Below are 16,671 nucleotides of genomic sequence, written 5' to 3'. Positions count from 1 at the left end.
CGGCCACGCATCGAGACGCTCATGGCATCGCCCGCCGCTACCATTGCCGCATCGCCGTCCAACCGTTCGTCGGCGCGAACCGAACGCATGCTGCGCGGGCCGGTGCTCGCCACGCTGCTTGCCTTGGCCGCGCCCAATATCGTGGTGATGCTGGCCCAGGCTGCCGCCAACTTTCTCGAAAGCTACTACGTGGGGTTGCTCGGCGTTGAGGCGCTGGCCGGCGCCGCGCTGGTTTTTCCGCTCATCATGCTGATGCAGATGATGTCGGCCGGCGGCATCGGTGGCGGCATTTCATCGGCCATCGCCCGCGCGATCGGCAGCGGCAATCAGGCGCGCGCGGAAGCGCTGGCCTATCACGCCGTCATCATTGCCTTGGTACTCGGACTGGCTTTCACGGTATTGCTGCTCACAGCCGGCTATACGATATACGGCGCGATGGGCGGGTCAGGTGCTGCGCTCGACAACGCCGTGGTCTATTCGAATGCCGTCTTCGCGGGTGCCTGCTTTCTGTGGCTGCTCAATGCGCTTGCCAGCATCTTGCGCGGCAGCGGCAATATGCTAGCGCCGGCGGCAGTGCTCACGGGTGGCGTGCTGATCCTCCTGGTTTCATCGCCGATCCTGATTTTCGGCGCAGGCCCCCTGCCCCCGCTCGGCATCGCCGGGGCGGGACTGGCGCTGGTGCTCTATTACGTCATCGGCTGCGCGATCCTTCTCGTCAAGCTTGCGCGAGGTCACGGCGGTGTGCGGCTGTCGTTCAAGCATCCTCTGCAACGCGCCTTGTTCGCCGACATTCTGGGCGTGGGCGTACCGGCCATCGTCAACAACGTCACCTCCAACCTTTCCGTCATCCTGGCCACAGCGCTCGTGGCCACACATGGTGCGGCTGGGCTGGCGGGATTCGGTTTGGGGATTCGGCTCGAATACCTGCAGGTGCCGATCGTGTTCGGATTCGGCGCCGGGATGGTGGCGATGATCGGCATGAATATCGGCGCCGGCCAGGCCGAACGCGCGCGGCGCATTGCCTGGACGGGCGCCGCCGTTGCGGCTGGCGTGACCGAGATCGTCGGGCTCGCAGCGGCGATATTTCCCGCGGCTTGGCTTGGCCTGTTCACCAACGATGCCGAAGCGATTGCCGCGGGTGCGGAATATCTGCGCAGTACGGCACCCGCGTACGGCTTTTTCGGCGCCGGCCTAGCGTTTTACTTCGCCTCGCAAGGCGCCCGCCGGATGGGTTGGTCGATCGTAGGCGGACTGGCCCGCGTCGCCGTGATCGCCGTAGGCGGCGCGGCGGTGATGCGAGCCACGGCCGGCGACATTACTGCGCTCGGCTGGGTGCTGGCGGCAGCACTCGTGGTGTTTGCGGTGATCAACAGCGTACCGTGGATCAAACCGCCCCAAAGCTGAACGGCGGCAAAACGGGCTGCGTGCTGAATGGGCCGGGCGTCATCCGCCGAGCCGCATCGGCTCACGCCTTGTGCCGATCAGGCATGGCCGCCGAGATACGCGTTGGCCAGATCGTCGTTGGCACTGATCTCCGCCGCCGTACCTTGCGCCACCACGCGCCCGCCTTCGATCACATACGCCCGATCGGCCAGCGCGAGCGCCAGGCCGGCCATCTGATCGACCAGCAGTATCGTCATCCGCTCCTGCCGCAGGGCATCCAACGCGGCAAACAATTCGGCGATCACTTTAGGTGCCAGCCCGAGCGATGGCTCATCCAGCAGCAAGATGCGCGGACGCGCCATCAGGCCCCGCGCAACGGCAAGCATCTGCTGCTCGCCGCCTGAAAGCAGGCCTGCCCGCTGATGCAGCCGCTCGCGCAAACGCGGAAACCGCTGCAGCATCGATTCGACACGTGCGTCGAGCCCATCGGGATGCAGGAAGCCGCCCAAGCGAATATTGTCCAGCACCGAGAGCTCAGGAAAGACCTGGCGGCCTTCGGGCACCAGCACCACGCCCAAACCTACGATCGCTTCGGCACTTTTGCCGTCCAGCGCGTGACCGTCGAAATGCATGCCCCCGCCCGTCGTGCGATGCAGACCCGCAAGCGCCCGCATCAGCGTGGATTTTCCGGCGCCATTTGCCCCCAGCAACGCCACCATTTCGCCTTCACGCACCTGCAAGCTGATGCCGTGCAGCACGGGCTCGGCACCATATCCGGCCACCAGATCGCCCACGCCCAGCAACTCCCGGCTGGCCGCCATTGGTGGTCGGGGCGCCGCATCTCGCCCATCGAGCAACGATTCGCCCAAGTAGGCCTGCTTTACCGCCGGATCGTTCTGCACGACTTGCGGCGTTCCGAGCGCCAGGCGCTTGCCCGCATCGAGCACCACCACCTGATCCGAAATCGCCATCACCAAGGCCATGTCGTGTTCGACCACCACCACACTGATGCCGGCCTCGGCGATCCGGCGCAGCAGCCCGGCAAGATGGTCCTTGTCCTCGCGCGACAACCCGGCAGCGGGCTCGTCGAGCAGCAGCACATCGGGGTCGGTGGCCAAGGCACGCGCGATTTCAACCAGACGACGATCAACGTGTGGGAGATCGGCAGCGCGCGTACTCAAGGCGCCGCGATAGCCGCAGAAGGCAAGCAAGGCTTGCGCATGCCTGCGTGCGGCATCGGAGCCGAATCGTTTGGCGCCCAGCAGCGATCCCAACTGCCCACGCGTGATGGCCAATGCCACGTTCTCCGCCACCGTCAGCGAACCGAACAGCTGCGAGGTTTGATACGTGCGCGCCACGCCGCGCCGGGCGATGCGATACGCCGGCAACGTGGCCAGCGGCGCACCGCCCAGCGAGAACCCACCGGTGGTGGGCCGATAGAATCCGCTCAACATATTGAGCGCGGTCGTCTTGCCCGCGCCATTGGGGCCGATCAAACTCGTGACTGCAGCCGCAGGCACATCGAAGCTCAGCCCCGATACCGCCTGCACGCCCCCGAAACGCATCCCCAGATCGTGCGCGGCCAGTGTGGCTCGCGTGCGCTGCGCCAAGCCTGGGTCGGCCGCATCCAGTGCCGCCGCAGGCGCTACCGGCGTCGCAACAGCAGGCACGGGGCGACGCTTGACGCGTGCAGCCACGGACTGCACCAACCCCATCACGCCGTCGGGCGCCACCCAAAGCACCAGCAAGAGCAGTGCACCGAAAAACAGCAGACGGAAGGCTTCCAGGCTCGCCAGCAATTCGGGCAGCACGCCCACAATCACCGCACCGATGATGGGGCCGGCGATCGAGCCGGCACCACCCACGATCACCACCAATACGAACAGAATCGACTGCATGAAGCTGAAGGTTTCGGGCGTGACGAATGTGGACAACGGCGCGAAGAGGCCGCCAGCCAACCCTGCCGTCATGGCCGATAACGCAAATGCGATCGTCTTGATCACGAGCGGCCGCAGGCCGATGGACTCGGATGCGACCTCGCTATCTTTGACGGCGCGCATCGCCGCGCCCCACGTGCCGCGCGAAAGCCGCGCATAAGCGATCAACAAGATCGCCGCCGTGGCGATGGCGACCAACGCCACACCTTGTTCGGTACTCAGGCCGCCGGCGAACGACGGCCCGCCGATCCCCATGATGCCGTTCTGCCCGCCCGTCAGATCCCGCATTTCGATCGCCGCGTGTTGCACGATAAAACTGAAGGCGATCGTGACCATGGCCAGATAGGGACCTTTCACCCGCAGCGCGGGCAAGGCCAGCAACGCACCGGCGGCACAAGAGATCGCCGCGCCCGCCGCCCAAGCCGGCCAGAAACCCCAACCGGCCTTGGTGGTCAGGATCGCCACCGTGTAGGCGCCGATGGCATAGAAACCCATATGGCCGAACGAGACCTGGCCTGTGAGACCCAGCAGCACATTCAGCCCGATACCGACGATGGCAATCAACGCCACGTTGGCGAGCACGAACACGTAATAGCTATTGACGGTCAACGTCAACATCACTGCCAGTGCGACCACGGCCGCACCCAGAAGATAAGCGCCGCGGTTCATACTTTCTTGACCTCCGCGCGGCCGAACAAGCCATTGGGGCGCAATGCCAGCACCGCAATCACCAAGGCGAACGTAATCATCTGCGTATAGCTCGAGCCCAATGTCACCGTGATCAACCCCTCAGCCAGGCCGAACAGCAGACCCGCGATCATGACGCCCCAGGCGCTTGTGATGCCGCCAAGAATCGCCACGGCAAAAGCCTTCAGGCCAAACAAGGTGCCCATATCCGCGTTGACATTGAAGAGCGGCGCGATCAGGATGCCCGCCACGCCGGCAAACAAGGTCGACAACGCAAACGCCACCGCGATCGCGCGCGAGATCGGGATGCCCATCAAACGGGCGGCATCGCGGTTTTGCACCACGGCAAGCAATGCAACGCCCCAACGGGTGCGCCGCGCCACGGTATGCAAGGCGGCGGCCAGCAACAAGCCGATCACCGGAATCAAGAGTTGCAAGGGATACACCCCCAATCCCACACCCGCCAGATCGATCGGCGCCGACACCAGCGGCGACGGCAAGCTGCGCGGCTCGCGACCGAACGTGTGCATGACCACGTTATCGAGCACGATGCCCAGGGCGACCGTGGACATCAACCAGGCGTTGGAACCGCGGCTGGCGAACGGCCGCACGGCGAGCCGCTCCACCAGCAAGCCATACACGGCACACAACAGCAGCGCCAACACGATGGCAAGCGCCATCGGCAAGCCGTAGGTTTGTGCAAACGTAAAGCACAACACGGCGCCCAGCATCATCGAACTGCCCTGAGCAAAATTGACGGTGCCCGACACGGCATACGTCATATAGAAACCCAGCGCCATCAACCCGTACATACTGCCCAGGCCCAGCCCGCTGATCAATGCCGATAGCAACTGCATGTGTATCCCCTGAATGCATTGGCAAACGCCGGCTTACTTGGCCATGCCCACGGGCAGGATGCGGTTGTCGATGAACTGCGCCCACACGTAGTCTTTCTCGGTCAGGGCGTCGTGCATGTCAGGCGTGAACGGATTCTCGTACGTTTTGATCAGGCCGTCGTACTTGCCGATCTTGTAGAACCCTTCGCGGATGGCATCGCCATCGGTCGAGCCGGCCTGCTGAATGGCCAGCGCCGTCAGCTTCATCGCATCGTAGGCATTGGCCACACCCACGGCCGGGCTGATATCTTCGGGGCCTTTGACATCCGGGTACTTCGCTTTCAGTGCTGCGATCACCTTTTCGCCGGTGGCCGATTGCTTGCCGAAGAAGCTATACGTTTGCACGAAGTGCACGTCTCGCGCGCTGGGACCTGCCAGCTCGGTGAAACGGCCGCCGGCCGGCCCCCAGTGCGACACCACCGGCACCTTCCAGCCCATCCGGTCGAGCGACTTCACGACCTGTGCCGACGGGCCTACGTTGCCCACCATGAACAACGTATCGGCGCCCGCTGCGCGCAAGCGGCTCAATTGCGGCGTCACATCCACGTCGCTGCCTTCGAACTTCTCGATACCCACCGCCTTCATATTTTTCGCGGTAAGCGCAGCCACAATGCCGCGCTCGTTGGATTCGCCCCAGGGGTTGTTCACCATGATCAAGCCGAACTTCGATGTCTTGAAGGTGTTCTGCGCGTAGTCGACCATGCCGCGGTCGACGATTTCGTCCACGGCCGACACGCGGAATACGTAATTGGGGTTCGCGTTGTTTTTGGTGATCGGCGTACCTGCCGCCCAGGGCGAAATGAACGGCACCTTGCCTTGATTGACGAGCGGCACGATCGCCATCGACACCGGCGTATCCAGGCCACCCACGATGGCAGCGACCTTCTCCTTGAACATCAACTCACGCGCGGCCACCACGCCTTTGGCGGGATTGGACTCGTCGTCGCGGCGTACCAGCACAAATTGACGGCCATCGAGCACGCCACCCGACGCATTGATCTCGTCGATCGCGATCTGCACGCCGCGCGTGATGGCTTCGCCAGACAGCGCCGATTGGCCCGACAGCGCCGTCACCAGACCGATCTTGATGGGCTCGGCGCTCGACGCGAACGGCGCCCAACCCAACCCGAGCACCGCGATAGCGGCCGACGTGAAAGTACGACGAGAAATGCGAGACATAGGTTTCCCCAACTGGTTTCGAGTGATGGCGGACGCCGCCCTGGAACAGTTCCAAAGCAAAATCGATGCCAATTTTCAGCATTCATCGGGGACCCAGGCTCAAGAATTTTCCGACGTCAATTTTTCCTAATAATTGTCTGCAAAAAATCAATTTATTGACGATAATAATTCGTCTCGCTTGTTCTGGAACACAACGGCCACACGAGCCTCACAAGCCAACGACGCACCAAAAAAGTGCAAATCACGGGGAATTTCGATGCACGATGCACCAACTTCGAACACGACCGATGTGGCCGCTGCCGCTGGCGCACTCGTCGACCGGTACTTGACCATTCTGATGAAGCCCGACCCCGACGGCGCGCGCGCTTTCGTATCGCCCAAGCTGGCGATACGCTTCACCGGAGGGCGGGCGATGTCGGATCCGGCGGAATGCGCGGCCTTCAACAAGCAACGTTATGCCTGGGTGAAAAAGCGCTTCGAAGCCACCGAGGTCGTCGCGGGTGCGACAACCGAGCACGCCGTGGTCTACAACCGCGGCACGCTGTATGGCGAGTGGCTCGACGGCACCCCCTTCGAAGGCAACCGCTACGTCGATCGCTATGTGGTCGAGCAGGGGTTGATCGTGCAGATGGACGTGTGGAACGACAGCGCCGAGTGGCTGATGGATCGCGCGGCAGGCGTGCGCCCATGAACGCAACTGTGCCCTACGGCCGCCTTGCGCATCACGACCGATTCGACTACACCCCCATCACGCGGCGCGTGCCTTATGCGTGGCCGGGCAGCGCCAGGCTGGCCGTGTATCTGGGCTTCAATCTCGAACACTTCCACTACGGCGAAGGCATGGGCGCGCGGCTCGGGTTGTCGCTGGGCGAACCCGATATCCTGAACTATGCGTGGCGCGAATACGGCAATCGGGTAGGCGCATGGCGCTGCCTGGAGCTTTTCGATTCGCTGTCGTTTCCCGCCGGCATCATCGCCAATACGTCGATTGCCGACCATTGCCCGGAACTCATCGACGCGTGTCTCGCGCGCGGTGACGAACTCATCGGGCACGGGCACACCAATGGCGAGCATCAAAACCAGATGTGCGAGGCCGACGAGCGCGCGTTGCTTGCGCATTGCCGCGATCGGCTGCAGGCCGCAGGCCAGCGCGCGCCCAGCCCGATCGACACGACACCGGCCGGATGGCTTTCGCCGTGGATCGCCGAGTCGCGCGTCACCCCTGATCTGCTTGCCGAAACCGGCTATCGCTACACCTTGAACTGGTGCCACGACGATCAGCCCGTGCCCATGCGCACGCGCGATGGCAACACGCTGTGGTCCATTCCCTATCCGCAAGAATTGAACGACATTCCGATGATCGTGGCGCGCCAGATGGATGGCAAGGATTTCGCGCAGATGATCATCGACAACTTCGACGAGATGCGCCTGCAGGCCGCTCAACAACCGCTGGTGATGGGCATCGCCTTGCACCCGTATATCGTCGGCCAACCCTATCGCCTGCGGCATCTGCGACGCGCGCTTGCGCACATCGCCGCCGCGCGCGAGGATGGCGACGTCTGGCTCACCACGCCGGGCGCCATCCACCGCCACGTGGCCACGCTGCCCCAACTCGCAACCGGGATTTCCGCATGACCCTCGCTACGCCGATCTCATCTCAAGCCGCTACATCGTCGCCCCCCGCCGACGCCTTGCCGATCACGCAGGGCCTGCCGTTTACCGACACGGTTGGCGCCTGGGTGCCGCACGGGGCGTTTACCATCGCGCCCACCGCGAACGGTCCGCTGGATGGCCTGCGCTTCGCTGCCAAGGACCTGTACGACATCGCCGGCCTGACCACCGGTGCCGGTAACCCGGATTGGCTTGCCACGCATGGCCCGGCCACATCGACCAGCCCCGTCGTCACCGCCCTGCTCGCAGCAGGCGCCACGCTGGTGGGTAAAACCATCACCGACGAAATCGCCTACAGCATCCAGGGCGACAACACGCATTACGGCACCCCGCTCAATACGCGCGCGCCCGACCGTGTGCCTGGCGGCTCGTCGAGCGGCTCGGCGGCGGCCGCCGCCGCCGGACTATGTGACTTCGCCTTGGGTACCGACACGGGCGGATCCACCCGCGTGCCGGCGAGCTATTGCGGCTTGTGGGGATTGCGCACCACACACGGCCTGGTGAGTACCGACGCCATGGCGCCGCTTGCGCCCAAGTACGACACAGCCACCTGGCTGGCGCAAGACTCAAACGTATTTGCACAGGTGGGTGACGTGCTGCTGCCCGACAATGCGGTGCCGTTCGATCGCGTGCTGACCTTTACCGATACGTGGGAAGCCGCCGAGCCGGCGTTTCAAGCACCGCTCGAGCGCGTGACGACAGCGCTTGCCGCCGCCCTCGCGCATCCTGAGCCGATTGCCGTAGAGCGCATCCGCATTGCGGACGCGGGCCTCGAAGCGTGGCGCCAGATCTATGTGACAGCGTCGGCGTACGATGCCTGGGAAACGCACGGCGCATGGATCGGCGCAAACCGACCGCGTTTCGGCGCTGCCGTCGATGGCCGCTTCAAAACCGCGTCCGCCATTACCGCGGCACAGGCCGATGCCGCCTTCGCCAGCCAAGACGCGATTCGCGCTCATGTGCGCCAGGTGCTCGGTGCCACCGGCATCGCGGTGTTGCCCTCGGCATCGAGCGCAGCCATCCCGCGCAATGCGGGCGGTGAAGCCGTCGACATCGTGCGCGCCAATACGTTCCGCATTACGTGCATCGCAGGCCTGGCGGGGTTGCCGCAGGTGAGCCTGCCCTTCATCGGCGACGATGGCTTGCCGCTCGGCGTGTCGTTGATGGGCCCGGCCGGCAGCGACCGCGCGCTCATTCATCTGGCCGTGGCGATCGGCCGGCAACTCGGTTGCCTTGGCACAGTGGCAGGATAGGCGCTCATGGTTTCAATGTATGCCCGTCATGACTAAAGCTGCTTCCCGCTCTGCTGCGCCCGCGATCAAAAAAGCCGGCAAACGCGGCGCAGTCACTGCCGCCGTCGCTGCCGATGCCGCCACTCCTCCCGCGCATCGCCGCGCGGCCAACGACGCCTCGCCGCCTGCTGCGGCACGTGAGGTTCGTCGCGGCCGGCCACGCGTGCGACCGGTGGCATTGGAAGCCAGCCAGCGTGGCGCGGCTGCTTCCGAACGCGACGCTGAAGACACCGAAGACCGCATCTACCGCGCGGTGTTCGAAAGCGTGATGAGCCAGCGCCTCGCACCCGGCACCAAGTTGCCCGAAGCCGCCCTGTGCGAACTGTTCGGCGTTGGTCGATCGGTCGTGCAGAAAGTGCTGCAGCGCCTGGCGCACGATCACATCGTCGCTTTGCGGCCCAACCGCGGCGCCATGGTGGCCATGCCCACGCGCGAAGAAGTGGGCAAGCTCTTCGAAGCCCGCCGCGCACTCGAAGCCGCCATCGTTCCCCTGGTGGCTCAGTTTGCCACCCGCGCCGACTATGCAGCCCTGCGCCGGCAATTGAAAGCCGAGCACCGTGCCATGCACCACGCGCCGCAAAACGAATGGGCACGCCTGGCCAGCACCTTCCATCTGCGCCTGGCCGAACTTTCCCGCAACCCGATCCTGGAACGCTACCTGAAAGAGCTCATGTCGCGTTGCGCCTTGGTCGTGGCCATCTACGAAGCGCCCGGCAATGCGCCTTGCGAACATGATGAGCACGTGCGCGTCGTGGACGACATCGAGCGCGGCGACGTCGCCCGCGCCATCGCCACAATGGATGCCCACCTGCGCGATCTCGAAAGCAATATCGATCTGGTCGAAGACCAGACCGGCAAGAGCTTGGCGCATATGTTGGGATTTGACTGAAGCGGCGCGATATCGGGTCTGGGGCGGGTTGTGGGGCTGTGGGCTGGGCTGGGCTGATCAGGTTGGGCGAGGCCCGGGCCGGAAGGATTGGATGCGGCCCGGCTTGTCCGAACTAGCTAAGGACTTAGCGGCATAAGGCTTGCGGCGCACAACACTCAGGCGACCCCTCTTGGTCGCCGCCAGTGGCCAAGGAGCCAATATGCAACCCAACACCCTGCAAGCCAGTATCGAAAAATGCTTCGCGTGTGCCGCCGCCTGCGAACACTGCGCCACCGCGTGCCTGGACGAAAGTGATGTCGCCGGGATGAAAGACTGCATCAAGCTCGACATGGATTGCGCCGACATGTGCCGCTTCGCGGCCAGCGTGATGGCACGCGGCAGCGCCTTTACGGGCGACGTGTGCACTCTGTGCGTCGGCATCTGCGAAGCGTGCGCGGCCGAATGCGGCAAACACGATCACGATCACTGCCAGGCGTGCGCCGAAGCGTGCAAGCAATGCGCTGAAGCGTGCCGCACGATGATGGCGGGTGCAGAGGCGGGCTGATCTGTTCGGCGCCACGGCGCTCACTTATAATGCGAGCGTTGGTTCAACGGACATCCATGCTATGCCAAAGCCAGGAACGGTCGTCGTCACATTGAGCGATGTCGCGGCGGCAGCAAGCTGCGATTTATCGACCGTCTCGCGAGTGCTCAGTGGCGACAAGAACCAGCGGGTGCGCGAGGAGACGCGTGAGCGGATTCTGGCAGCAGCCAAGGCGCTGGATTACCGGCCCAACCTGAGCGCGCGCGGCCTGCGCACATCGCGCACATATACATTGGGCATTGCGGTGCCACAACTCGATAACCCGGTGTATTACCAGATCATCCTGGGCGCCGAACGCGGCGCCTATGAGCGCGGTTATTCGCTTGTGATTTCACATATCGAAGAAAATGCCGCGGACGACTCCGCTTATGCCCGCATCGTGCAAGCCAATCGGGTCGATGGCTTACTGGTGACGACGCTGGACGACAATAGCGCGATCTTGCGCGCTGTACGTCAAGCACGAGTACCCTTTCTGCTGCTCAATCGAAAAGTCAAAGGCGTCCGCAACTGCTACCACTTCGACAGCCGCGCGGCAGCACGCATGGCGACGCAGCATCTCATCGACCTTGGGCATCGACGTATCGCGTATCTATCAGGCCAGGTTCATCCCACGCTTGGCGCGGGAAGATTAGCGGGCTACTGCGAGGCGCTCGACGCTGCGGGGGTGGCGTACGACCCCGCACTGGTGGCTATTTCGGGCTACACGGTGCAAGGCGGCGCGACGGCCATGCGAGAGATTCTCGCGCGCGGCGGCCCTCGACCCACGGCGGTATTCCCGCTCACATTGACGGCTGCCACCGGCGCCATGATGGTGCTGCACGAACAGCGCATCGCCGTGCCCGATGACATGTCCGTCATCACGGTTCACGACGGCCCCATGGCGGAAGTGATGTATCCGCAGTTGAGTACGGTCAGCATGCCGGTCGAACAGATGGGATACGAGGGCGCGCAGACGCTGATCGAACTTATCAACGGCACGCGCACTCGCGCCAATCGCGAGTTCGCGCCGCTGGCCCTGGTGGCACGCGCTTCGACGGCTCCGCCTCCGGCCGCCACTACGACGTAATACCTACCTCGCCCGACGGCGCCAACGCGCGACCCAGTGCGTCGGTTGCCACGATCGCGGCGGCAATACTCGCCCGGTCGGCGCGCGGCACAACGTTGCCGATGTAAGGCGCCTGACACGTCAATGCAGCAATGGCATCGATCTCATCCGCGCGCAGAGTAGGCACGCCCAGATCGGAAAAACACACCGGCAAGCCCAGGCGACGCGTGAGCCCGGCTTGTTGGGCGATTGCGGATGGCGCATCCTGCTGAACGAAACGTTGCACCAGTGCGCCAAACGCCACGATTTCGCCGTGCAACAACGCGCCCAATACTGGATGTGCCGAAAAGCCGCGCGTTAAAGCATGCGCGATCGACAGCCCGCCACTTTCGAACGCCAAGCCAGATAACAGCACGCTCGCTTGAACGGCGCGCTCCACCGCATCATTGGGCGTGCGATGGTCGCGCACCTGACGCAGGGCCTGTTCGCCGAAAGCCAGAATATCGGCGTAGCACTGCTCGGCCAGCAGCCGCGCCACCGGTAGAGATGGCGTAGCAAAAAAGTTGTTGCCGCCAGCCAGATGACACTGGGTTACTTCGTCTTTCTTGCTCAACGCGTCGCCCAGCCCGGCCGCAAAGAAGCGCGCGGGCGCACGAGCGATGATGGTGGTGTCCACAATCACGGCGTCCGGGTTACGGGCCATCAGCCGCACCCCCGCCACGGCATGATGGTCGTCGTAGAGCACAATCAATCGGCTCGTCGGCGAGTCGTTCGAAGCGATTGTCGGGATCACCACCAACTGCGCGCCGCAGCTCAACGCCACCCCTTTGGCGGTATCGATGGTTTTGCCGCCACCCAACGCAATCACACAATCCGCGGCTCGCTCGACCGCTTGCGCGCTCAGCCCATCGATCGCCGCCTGCGTGCATTCGCCTGGGAAATCCAGCACCGTGGTTTCCAACGCGAGCAGGGCCATCGAAGATTCAAGCGGCAGCCACACCGCGTCGCGCACGACCGCATCGGCCAGCACCACCGAGCGCCGGCAACCCAACTCGGCCAGCAAGTCCGGTAGTGCCAGGATCGCGTCGGGCCCTTGCGTATAACGTCCCGGAAAGCCGATTGTTCTGACCATCACTCGCCCCAATAAAAGTCGCGCCGCCCACCGTCCATGCACACCAGCGCGCCATTGATGAAGGCGGCTTGGCCAGACGCCAGAAAAGCGACCAGCGCAGCCACCTCATCCGGTCGGCAAGGCCGTCCCACCGGATTCTGCCGGTAGAGCCGTGCTCGCATATCATCAGTGAAGCCATCGATCAATGCCGTTTCCACGTAGCCCGGTGCGATGGCATTCGCCGTAATGCCATATGGGCCGGCCTCCTTGGCCAACGTGCGCGTGAAGCCGGCAATACCGGCCTTGGCTGCAGCATAGTGCGCCACGCCGGGCCGCCCGCCGCCGGTAAAGTTCATCGACGAGGTATTGACGATGCGGCCGAACTTTGCCGCACGCATCGGTTTGAATGCTGCGCGCGAAAAGAGGAACGTGCTGCGCAGATGGGATTGCAGCATCCCGTCCCAAGCCGCTAGCGGCATATCGGCCACGGCGTAGGCGGGTTTGACGCCGATGCCCGCGTTATTGACCAGCACGTCGAGGCGTCCGAAATGCTTCAATACATCGTCCACCACACGCTGGACGGCATCCTCATCGCACGCATCGCCGCAGAAGGCAGCTGCGTTGATCCCGCGATCGCGCAGCCCATCCACGACCCGCTGCGCAGCTGTCGCGTCGATGTCGTTGATCGCGATGCACATGCCCTCCTGCGAGAAGCACAACGCCTCGGCCGCACCGATGCCGCCGCCGCCGCCCGTGATCAGTGCCACACCATCCTTCAACCCGAGATCCATCGTTCATCCTTTGACTGCACCGGCCGCCAGTCCTTGTATGAAATAGCGGCTGAGAAAGGTAAACATCACTAACAGCGGCAGCGTGATCAGCGTGGCGCCTGCCATCAACTCGCCCCAACGCGCATCGAACGAGCCGAGAATGGCCGCCAGCCCCACAGGCAACGTCTGCTGGCTGTCGCTGCTGAGCAGCACGAACGCAAATACGTAGTCCGTCCACGACAACAGAAACGAAAAAATCGCCACGGTCACAATGCCGGGCAACGACAACGGCAGCACTACTTTGTAGAAGGCCTGCGCGCGTGTGCAGCCATCGACCATGGCAGCTTCTTCGAGGTGCATGGGCATGGCCTTGAAAAAGCCCCACAACAGCCACACACCTAAGGGAATCGTCATCGTGCAATGCGCCACCACCACCGAGAAGAGACTATCCGCCAAGCCCCAGCGCGCGAATATCGCCAGTAGCGGAATCGCCAGCAGCAGCGGCGGGAACATATAGGCGTAAAGCATGCTGCTGATGATGAGCGACTTGCCCGGCACCTTGAAGCGCGACACCACGTAAGCGACCACGACCGACACCACCAAGCTGACCGCCACGACCGCGCCGGCAACGATCAGGCTGTTCATGAACTGCTGCCAGTAGTCGGTCAAGTGCAGCAGATTCTTGTAGGACTGCAATCCTGGGTCGATCGTTTTGGGGATAAGGCTGGGCACGCTGAAGATGTCGCGCTCGGGCCGCAGGCTCGACACGATCATCCAGTAGATCGGAAAGAACGACCAGATCGCCATCAGCAGCACGCCGATGAACAAGCCGGCATGCCCGGCCACGCTACGACGCTGGCTCATGAGCGCGCCTCCTTGTCGTCAAGCGGCACGAAATGAAAATAGATTGCCAGGAGTATCGACAGCAGCAGAAACGATAGCGTGGCCACGGTTGCGCCCCCACCCACGTCGAACTGCATGAACGCGCGGCGGTACGCCAGAATCGGCAGATGCTCCGTGGCCGACAAGGGGCCACCCTTGGTCAGCAACCACACAATATCGAACTTGTTGAACATCCAGATGCTGCGCAACAGCACCACCACCATCAACATCGGCACCAGCATCGGTAAGGTGATGTGAAAAAACCGCGCGATCGGCCCCGCGCCATCCACGCGTGCCGCTTCGTAAAGGGAGCCGGGCACCGTCTGCAACGCGGCCAGGAAGCATACCGTCACGAAGGGTGTCCATGTCCACACACTTGCCGTGATAACCACCGACAACGCCGCCGGTCCATTCTCAAACCAGGCTGGCCGCGCAAACCCCAGATCCTGTGCCCAGTGCGTGACGAGTCCGAGGCTGCCGTCGAGCAGCCATTGTGCGGTGATCGCGATGACGACCGTGGGCAGCATGTAGGGCAGAATGGCAATGCCACGCATTAGCGCGCGCCCGGGAAACGACTGATCCAGCAAGAGCGCGAAGGCAATGCCCAGCAGCACCTGCAGCACGATGGCGCTGACGGAAAACACCAGTCCCACGGTCAGTGAATGCCAGAATGCCGGGTCGACGATGATGCGGGCATAGTTCGAGAGCCCCACCCACTTGCGCGCCGACACGAACGAAGTCGCCTCGTACAGACTGAGTTGGATCGCATGCAGCACGGGGCCCAGAATCAGCAGCAAGGTAGCGCCCACGCACACGATGAAGAGCATCAACAGACGACGATCGCTGGACGTTCGAAAGGATTGCATAAGCTTCGGCCGAAAATGAACGACGTGAAATAACGCGTGCGGGTGCGCGATCGCGCCGTCTCCGCACGCGCTGGCGCTACAACACCGTGCGGTACTTGGCGCAGGCCAGCTCCAGCGCTTCATTGGCCGGCATATCCTTCAGCAATCGGTTCTGGATCGCCTCGCATATGGCGTAGGTTTCGAACATCTTGGCCGGCCGCAGATCGATCCGCGGCCCTTCCGTGTCCACCGACCGGATGATGACGTCGTCGCGCGTCAGAATGCTCTTCATGAACGTCACCAGTTCGGCGTATTTCTTGATCATCGCGTTGTCCTGCCACCGCTTGTCGTCATACACATCCATGCGTGGCGGTTGGAAATGCAGCGGCGCCGAATGGAGAAAATCGATGTAGTGATTTTCGGTAAACCATTCCATGAACTTGAGCGACTCTTCCCGCATCGGCGTATCGAGCACCACCCATCCGTCGTAGCCGTGATTGACCGCCCGAGCCCGCCCGGTACTGTCCGGGTACATGAAGACGCCCGTTTGCGCGGCCAATTCCGGCGCGCGCTGATCGAGCACTTCCATGAGGCGGCCGGCATACGGCGCGTGTGCAATCTGACCGCCAGAATACTGCCCCAACACGGTCGCGAACACGGCCTGCGTCATCCCCGGCGGCATCGTGGGATACAGACGCTTCATCATGTCGAGGTAGGCCGCCGCCCGCGGCTTGATTGTCGGGCTGTCCAGGATGAGCTTGAAGTTGTCGTCCAGCATCGACACCCCATCGGCCCACATGTACCCCAAACTCATCCACTGCGCCGCCTGATTGGCACCCAGCGGCTGCGCGCAGCCGAAGCGGTTGTCGCCGGTCAACGCGGTCGTGTTGTGCACCATTTCATCCCACGTGGTGGGTACTTTCAGGTTCTTCGCCTGATAAAGATCCTTGCGGTAGTACAGCCAGCAGAAGTTGTAGTCGTAGGGATACCAATACTGCTCGTTATTGATGGGGAACATGATGCGCGGCCCCCACTTGTAGCGGCTGACCAGCGAGGTGAGCGGCACCAGTTTTCCCGCGTCCGCAAGGATCAGCACGTGGCCCGCAAACGCCAGCGTGCCGATGTCGTAAGGCGCGCCCGAAGAGATGGACGCCTGGATTTTGCCGAATGACTCGTCCGACGGCACCGTATCGATGACGACCTTCACGCCCGTCTTCTTCTCGTACTCTGCGGCCACATTACGCAGCGCTGCAACCGACTCCCGCGAAGGTTCCCCGTTCAGGAATCGAATCGTCTTCTGCTGCGCGTGAATGGCCGGCGCCATCAGGACCGCCGCGCCGGCCGCCGCCGTTTTAAGCAACGTTCGTCGCGTTTGACTGCTGGGCGTTACCGCGTCAGAGGCGGCCAGGCGCTTGTCGCGCGTGCAGGTGTGATCGATAGCCATGTATGTCTCCTGGAGCAGACGCTCAGGCGTCTTGTTGTCGGTACGGCCGTGAGAGGG

At 63.3% G+C, this 16,671-nt stretch carries 15 protein-coding genes; 7 read left to right on the top strand and 8 right to left on the bottom strand.

What is annotated here, in order from left to right; translation table 11 throughout:
* Positions 1 to 21 precede the first annotated feature (21 nt).
* The gene (locus EYW45_RS08900; protein ID WP_161135004.1) at positions 22 to 1,404 is read left to right on the top strand and encodes an MATE family efflux transporter; all 1,383 of its coding nucleotides are present in this window, start codon (positions 22 to 24) and stop codon (positions 1,402 to 1,404) included.
* Between the two features lie 77 nt (positions 1,405 to 1,481).
* Here the strand turns inward: EYW45_RS08900 and EYW45_RS08895 are convergent, their stop codons facing one another.
* Genes EYW45_RS08895 through EYW45_RS08885 form a run of 3 tightly spaced genes read right to left on the bottom strand, consistent with a single transcriptional unit; the run spans position 1,482 to position 6,082 of the window.
* Positions 1,482 to 3,989, bottom strand: a complete 2,508-nt coding sequence (locus tag EYW45_RS08895) for a branched-chain amino acid ABC transporter ATP-binding protein/permease (protein ID WP_161135003.1) — start codon at positions 3,987 to 3,989, stop codon at positions 1,482 to 1,484.
* Positions 3,986 to 4,864 (bottom strand): branched-chain amino acid ABC transporter permease, encoded by an 879-nt coding sequence (locus EYW45_RS08890; RefSeq protein ID WP_161135002.1) that lies wholly within the window; start codon positions 4,862 to 4,864, stop codon positions 3,986 to 3,988. Before EYW45_RS08890 ends, EYW45_RS08895 begins: the two co-directional genes overlap by 4 nt.
* Positions 4,865 to 4,897: 33 nt before the next feature.
* Positions 4,898 to 6,082: an ABC transporter substrate-binding protein gene (locus tag EYW45_RS08885; RefSeq protein WP_161135001.1), complete on the bottom strand. Its 1,185-nt coding sequence runs from the start codon at positions 6,080 to 6,082 to the stop codon at positions 4,898 to 4,900.
* Between the two features lie 256 nt (positions 6,083 to 6,338).
* Between EYW45_RS08885 and EYW45_RS08880 the strand changes: the two genes are divergently transcribed.
* The 6 genes from EYW45_RS08880 (at position 6,339) to EYW45_RS08855 (ending at position 11,583) form a co-directional block, all read left to right on the top strand.
* Positions 6,339 to 6,773 carry a nuclear transport factor 2-like protein gene (locus EYW45_RS08880; protein ID WP_161135000.1) on the top strand — a complete coding sequence of 145 codons (435 nt, stop codon included), beginning with the start codon at positions 6,339 to 6,341 and terminating at the stop codon, positions 6,771 to 6,773.
* Positions 6,770 to 7,717, top strand: coding sequence for a polysaccharide deacetylase family protein (locus EYW45_RS08875; RefSeq protein ID WP_161134999.1), 948 nt, complete (start codon positions 6,770 to 6,772; stop codon positions 7,715 to 7,717). Before EYW45_RS08880 ends, EYW45_RS08875 begins: the two co-directional genes overlap by 4 nt.
* Complete coding sequence (locus tag EYW45_RS08870; protein ID WP_161134998.1) at positions 7,714 to 9,006, top strand: amidase; 1,293 nt, start codon at positions 7,714 to 7,716, stop codon at positions 9,004 to 9,006. The genes EYW45_RS08875 and EYW45_RS08870 overlap by 4 nt, the downstream gene beginning before the upstream one ends.
* 28 nt (positions 9,007 to 9,034) lie before the next feature.
* Entirely contained in the window at positions 9,035 to 9,934 is a 900-nt protein-coding gene (locus tag EYW45_RS08865) for a GntR family transcriptional regulator (RefSeq protein WP_161134997.1), read from the top strand.
* Between the two features lie 199 nt (positions 9,935 to 10,133).
* Complete coding sequence (locus tag EYW45_RS08860) at positions 10,134 to 10,478, top strand: four-helix bundle copper-binding protein (RefSeq protein ID WP_161134996.1); 345 nt, start codon at positions 10,134 to 10,136, stop codon at positions 10,476 to 10,478.
* Between the two features lie 61 nt (positions 10,479 to 10,539).
* Positions 10,540 to 11,583 carry a LacI family DNA-binding transcriptional regulator gene (locus EYW45_RS08855; RefSeq protein WP_161134995.1) on the top strand — a complete coding sequence of 348 codons (1,044 nt, stop codon included), beginning with the start codon at positions 10,540 to 10,542 and terminating at the stop codon, positions 11,581 to 11,583.
* Here the strand turns inward: EYW45_RS08855 and EYW45_RS08850 are convergent.
* The 5 genes from EYW45_RS08850 to EYW45_RS08830 form a co-directional block, all read right to left on the bottom strand.
* Positions 11,573 to 12,694 carry an iron-containing alcohol dehydrogenase gene (locus tag EYW45_RS08850; protein WP_161134994.1) on the bottom strand — a complete coding sequence of 374 codons (1,122 nt, stop codon included), beginning with the start codon at positions 12,692 to 12,694 and terminating at the stop codon, positions 11,573 to 11,575. The genes EYW45_RS08855 and EYW45_RS08850 overlap by 11 nt on opposite strands.
* Positions 12,694 to 13,464: an SDR family NAD(P)-dependent oxidoreductase gene (locus EYW45_RS08845; protein ID WP_161134993.1), complete on the bottom strand. Its 771-nt coding sequence runs from the start codon at positions 13,462 to 13,464 to the stop codon at positions 12,694 to 12,696. Before EYW45_RS08845 ends, EYW45_RS08850 begins: the two co-directional genes overlap by 1 nt.
* Positions 13,465 to 13,467: 3 nt before the next feature.
* A complete protein-coding gene (locus EYW45_RS08840; RefSeq protein ID WP_161134992.1) occupies positions 13,468 to 14,307 on the bottom strand; it encodes a carbohydrate ABC transporter permease in 840 nt (279 codons plus the stop codon).
* Entirely contained in the window at positions 14,304 to 15,191 is an 888-nt protein-coding gene (locus tag EYW45_RS08835; RefSeq protein ID WP_235938974.1) for a carbohydrate ABC transporter permease, read from the bottom strand. Before EYW45_RS08835 ends, EYW45_RS08840 begins: the two co-directional genes overlap by 4 nt.
* Positions 15,192 to 15,267: 76 nt before the next feature.
* Positions 15,268 to 16,614, bottom strand: coding sequence for an ABC transporter substrate-binding protein (locus EYW45_RS08830; protein WP_161134991.1), 1,347 nt, complete (start codon positions 16,612 to 16,614; stop codon positions 15,268 to 15,270).
* Positions 16,615 to 16,671 lie beyond the last annotated feature (57 nt).

It is taken from the genome of Schauerella aestuarii (assembly GCF_009866805.1).
Classification (GTDB): Bacteria; Pseudomonadota; Gammaproteobacteria; order Burkholderiales; family Burkholderiaceae_B; genus Schauerella; species Schauerella aestuarii.
The sequence above is the reverse complement of the archived record's forward strand: the minus strand, read 5'-3'. Positions and strand labels throughout refer to the sequence as shown.

Bases quoted from the DNA above. Each gene is read 5' to 3' on its own strand.
- EYW45_RS08900 (WP_161135004.1), top strand. From the start codon at position 22: ATGGCATCGCCCGCCGCTACCATTGCCGCATCGCCGTCCAACCGTTCG.
- EYW45_RS08895 (WP_161135003.1), bottom strand. From the start codon at position 3,989: ATGAACCGCGGCGCTTATCTTCTGGGTGCGGCCGTGGTCGCACTGGCA.
- EYW45_RS08890 (WP_161135002.1), bottom strand. From the start codon at position 4,864: ATGCAGTTGCTATCGGCATTGATCAGCGGGCTGGGCCTGGGCAGTATG.
- EYW45_RS08885 (WP_161135001.1), bottom strand. From the start codon at position 6,082: ATGTCTCGCATTTCTCGTCGTACTTTCACGTCGGCCGCTATCGCGGTG.
- EYW45_RS08880 (WP_161135000.1), top strand. From the start codon at position 6,339: ATGCACGATGCACCAACTTCGAACACGACCGATGTGGCCGCTGCCGCT.
- EYW45_RS08875 (WP_161134999.1), top strand. From the start codon at position 6,770: ATGAACGCAACTGTGCCCTACGGCCGCCTTGCGCATCACGACCGATTC.
- EYW45_RS08870 (WP_161134998.1), top strand. From the start codon at position 7,714: ATGACCCTCGCTACGCCGATCTCATCTCAAGCCGCTACATCGTCGCCC.
- EYW45_RS08865 (WP_161134997.1), top strand. From the start codon at position 9,035: ATGACTAAAGCTGCTTCCCGCTCTGCTGCGCCCGCGATCAAAAAAGCC.
- EYW45_RS08860 (WP_161134996.1), top strand. From the start codon at position 10,134: ATGCAACCCAACACCCTGCAAGCCAGTATCGAAAAATGCTTCGCGTGT.
- EYW45_RS08855 (WP_161134995.1), top strand. From the start codon at position 10,540: ATGCCAAAGCCAGGAACGGTCGTCGTCACATTGAGCGATGTCGCGGCG.
- EYW45_RS08850 (WP_161134994.1), bottom strand. From the start codon at position 12,694: ATGGTCAGAACAATCGGCTTTCCGGGACGTTATACGCAAGGGCCCGAC.
- EYW45_RS08845 (WP_161134993.1), bottom strand. From the start codon at position 13,464: ATGGATCTCGGGTTGAAGGATGGTGTGGCACTGATCACGGGCGGCGGC.
- EYW45_RS08840 (WP_161134992.1), bottom strand. From the start codon at position 14,307: ATGAGCCAGCGTCGTAGCGTGGCCGGGCATGCCGGCTTGTTCATCGGC.
- EYW45_RS08835 (WP_235938974.1), bottom strand. From the start codon at position 15,191: ATGCAATCCTTTCGAACGTCCAGCGATCGTCGTCTGTTGATGCTCTTC.
- EYW45_RS08830 (WP_161134991.1), bottom strand. From the start codon at position 16,614: ATGGCTATCGATCACACCTGCACGCGCGACAAGCGCCTGGCCGCCTCT.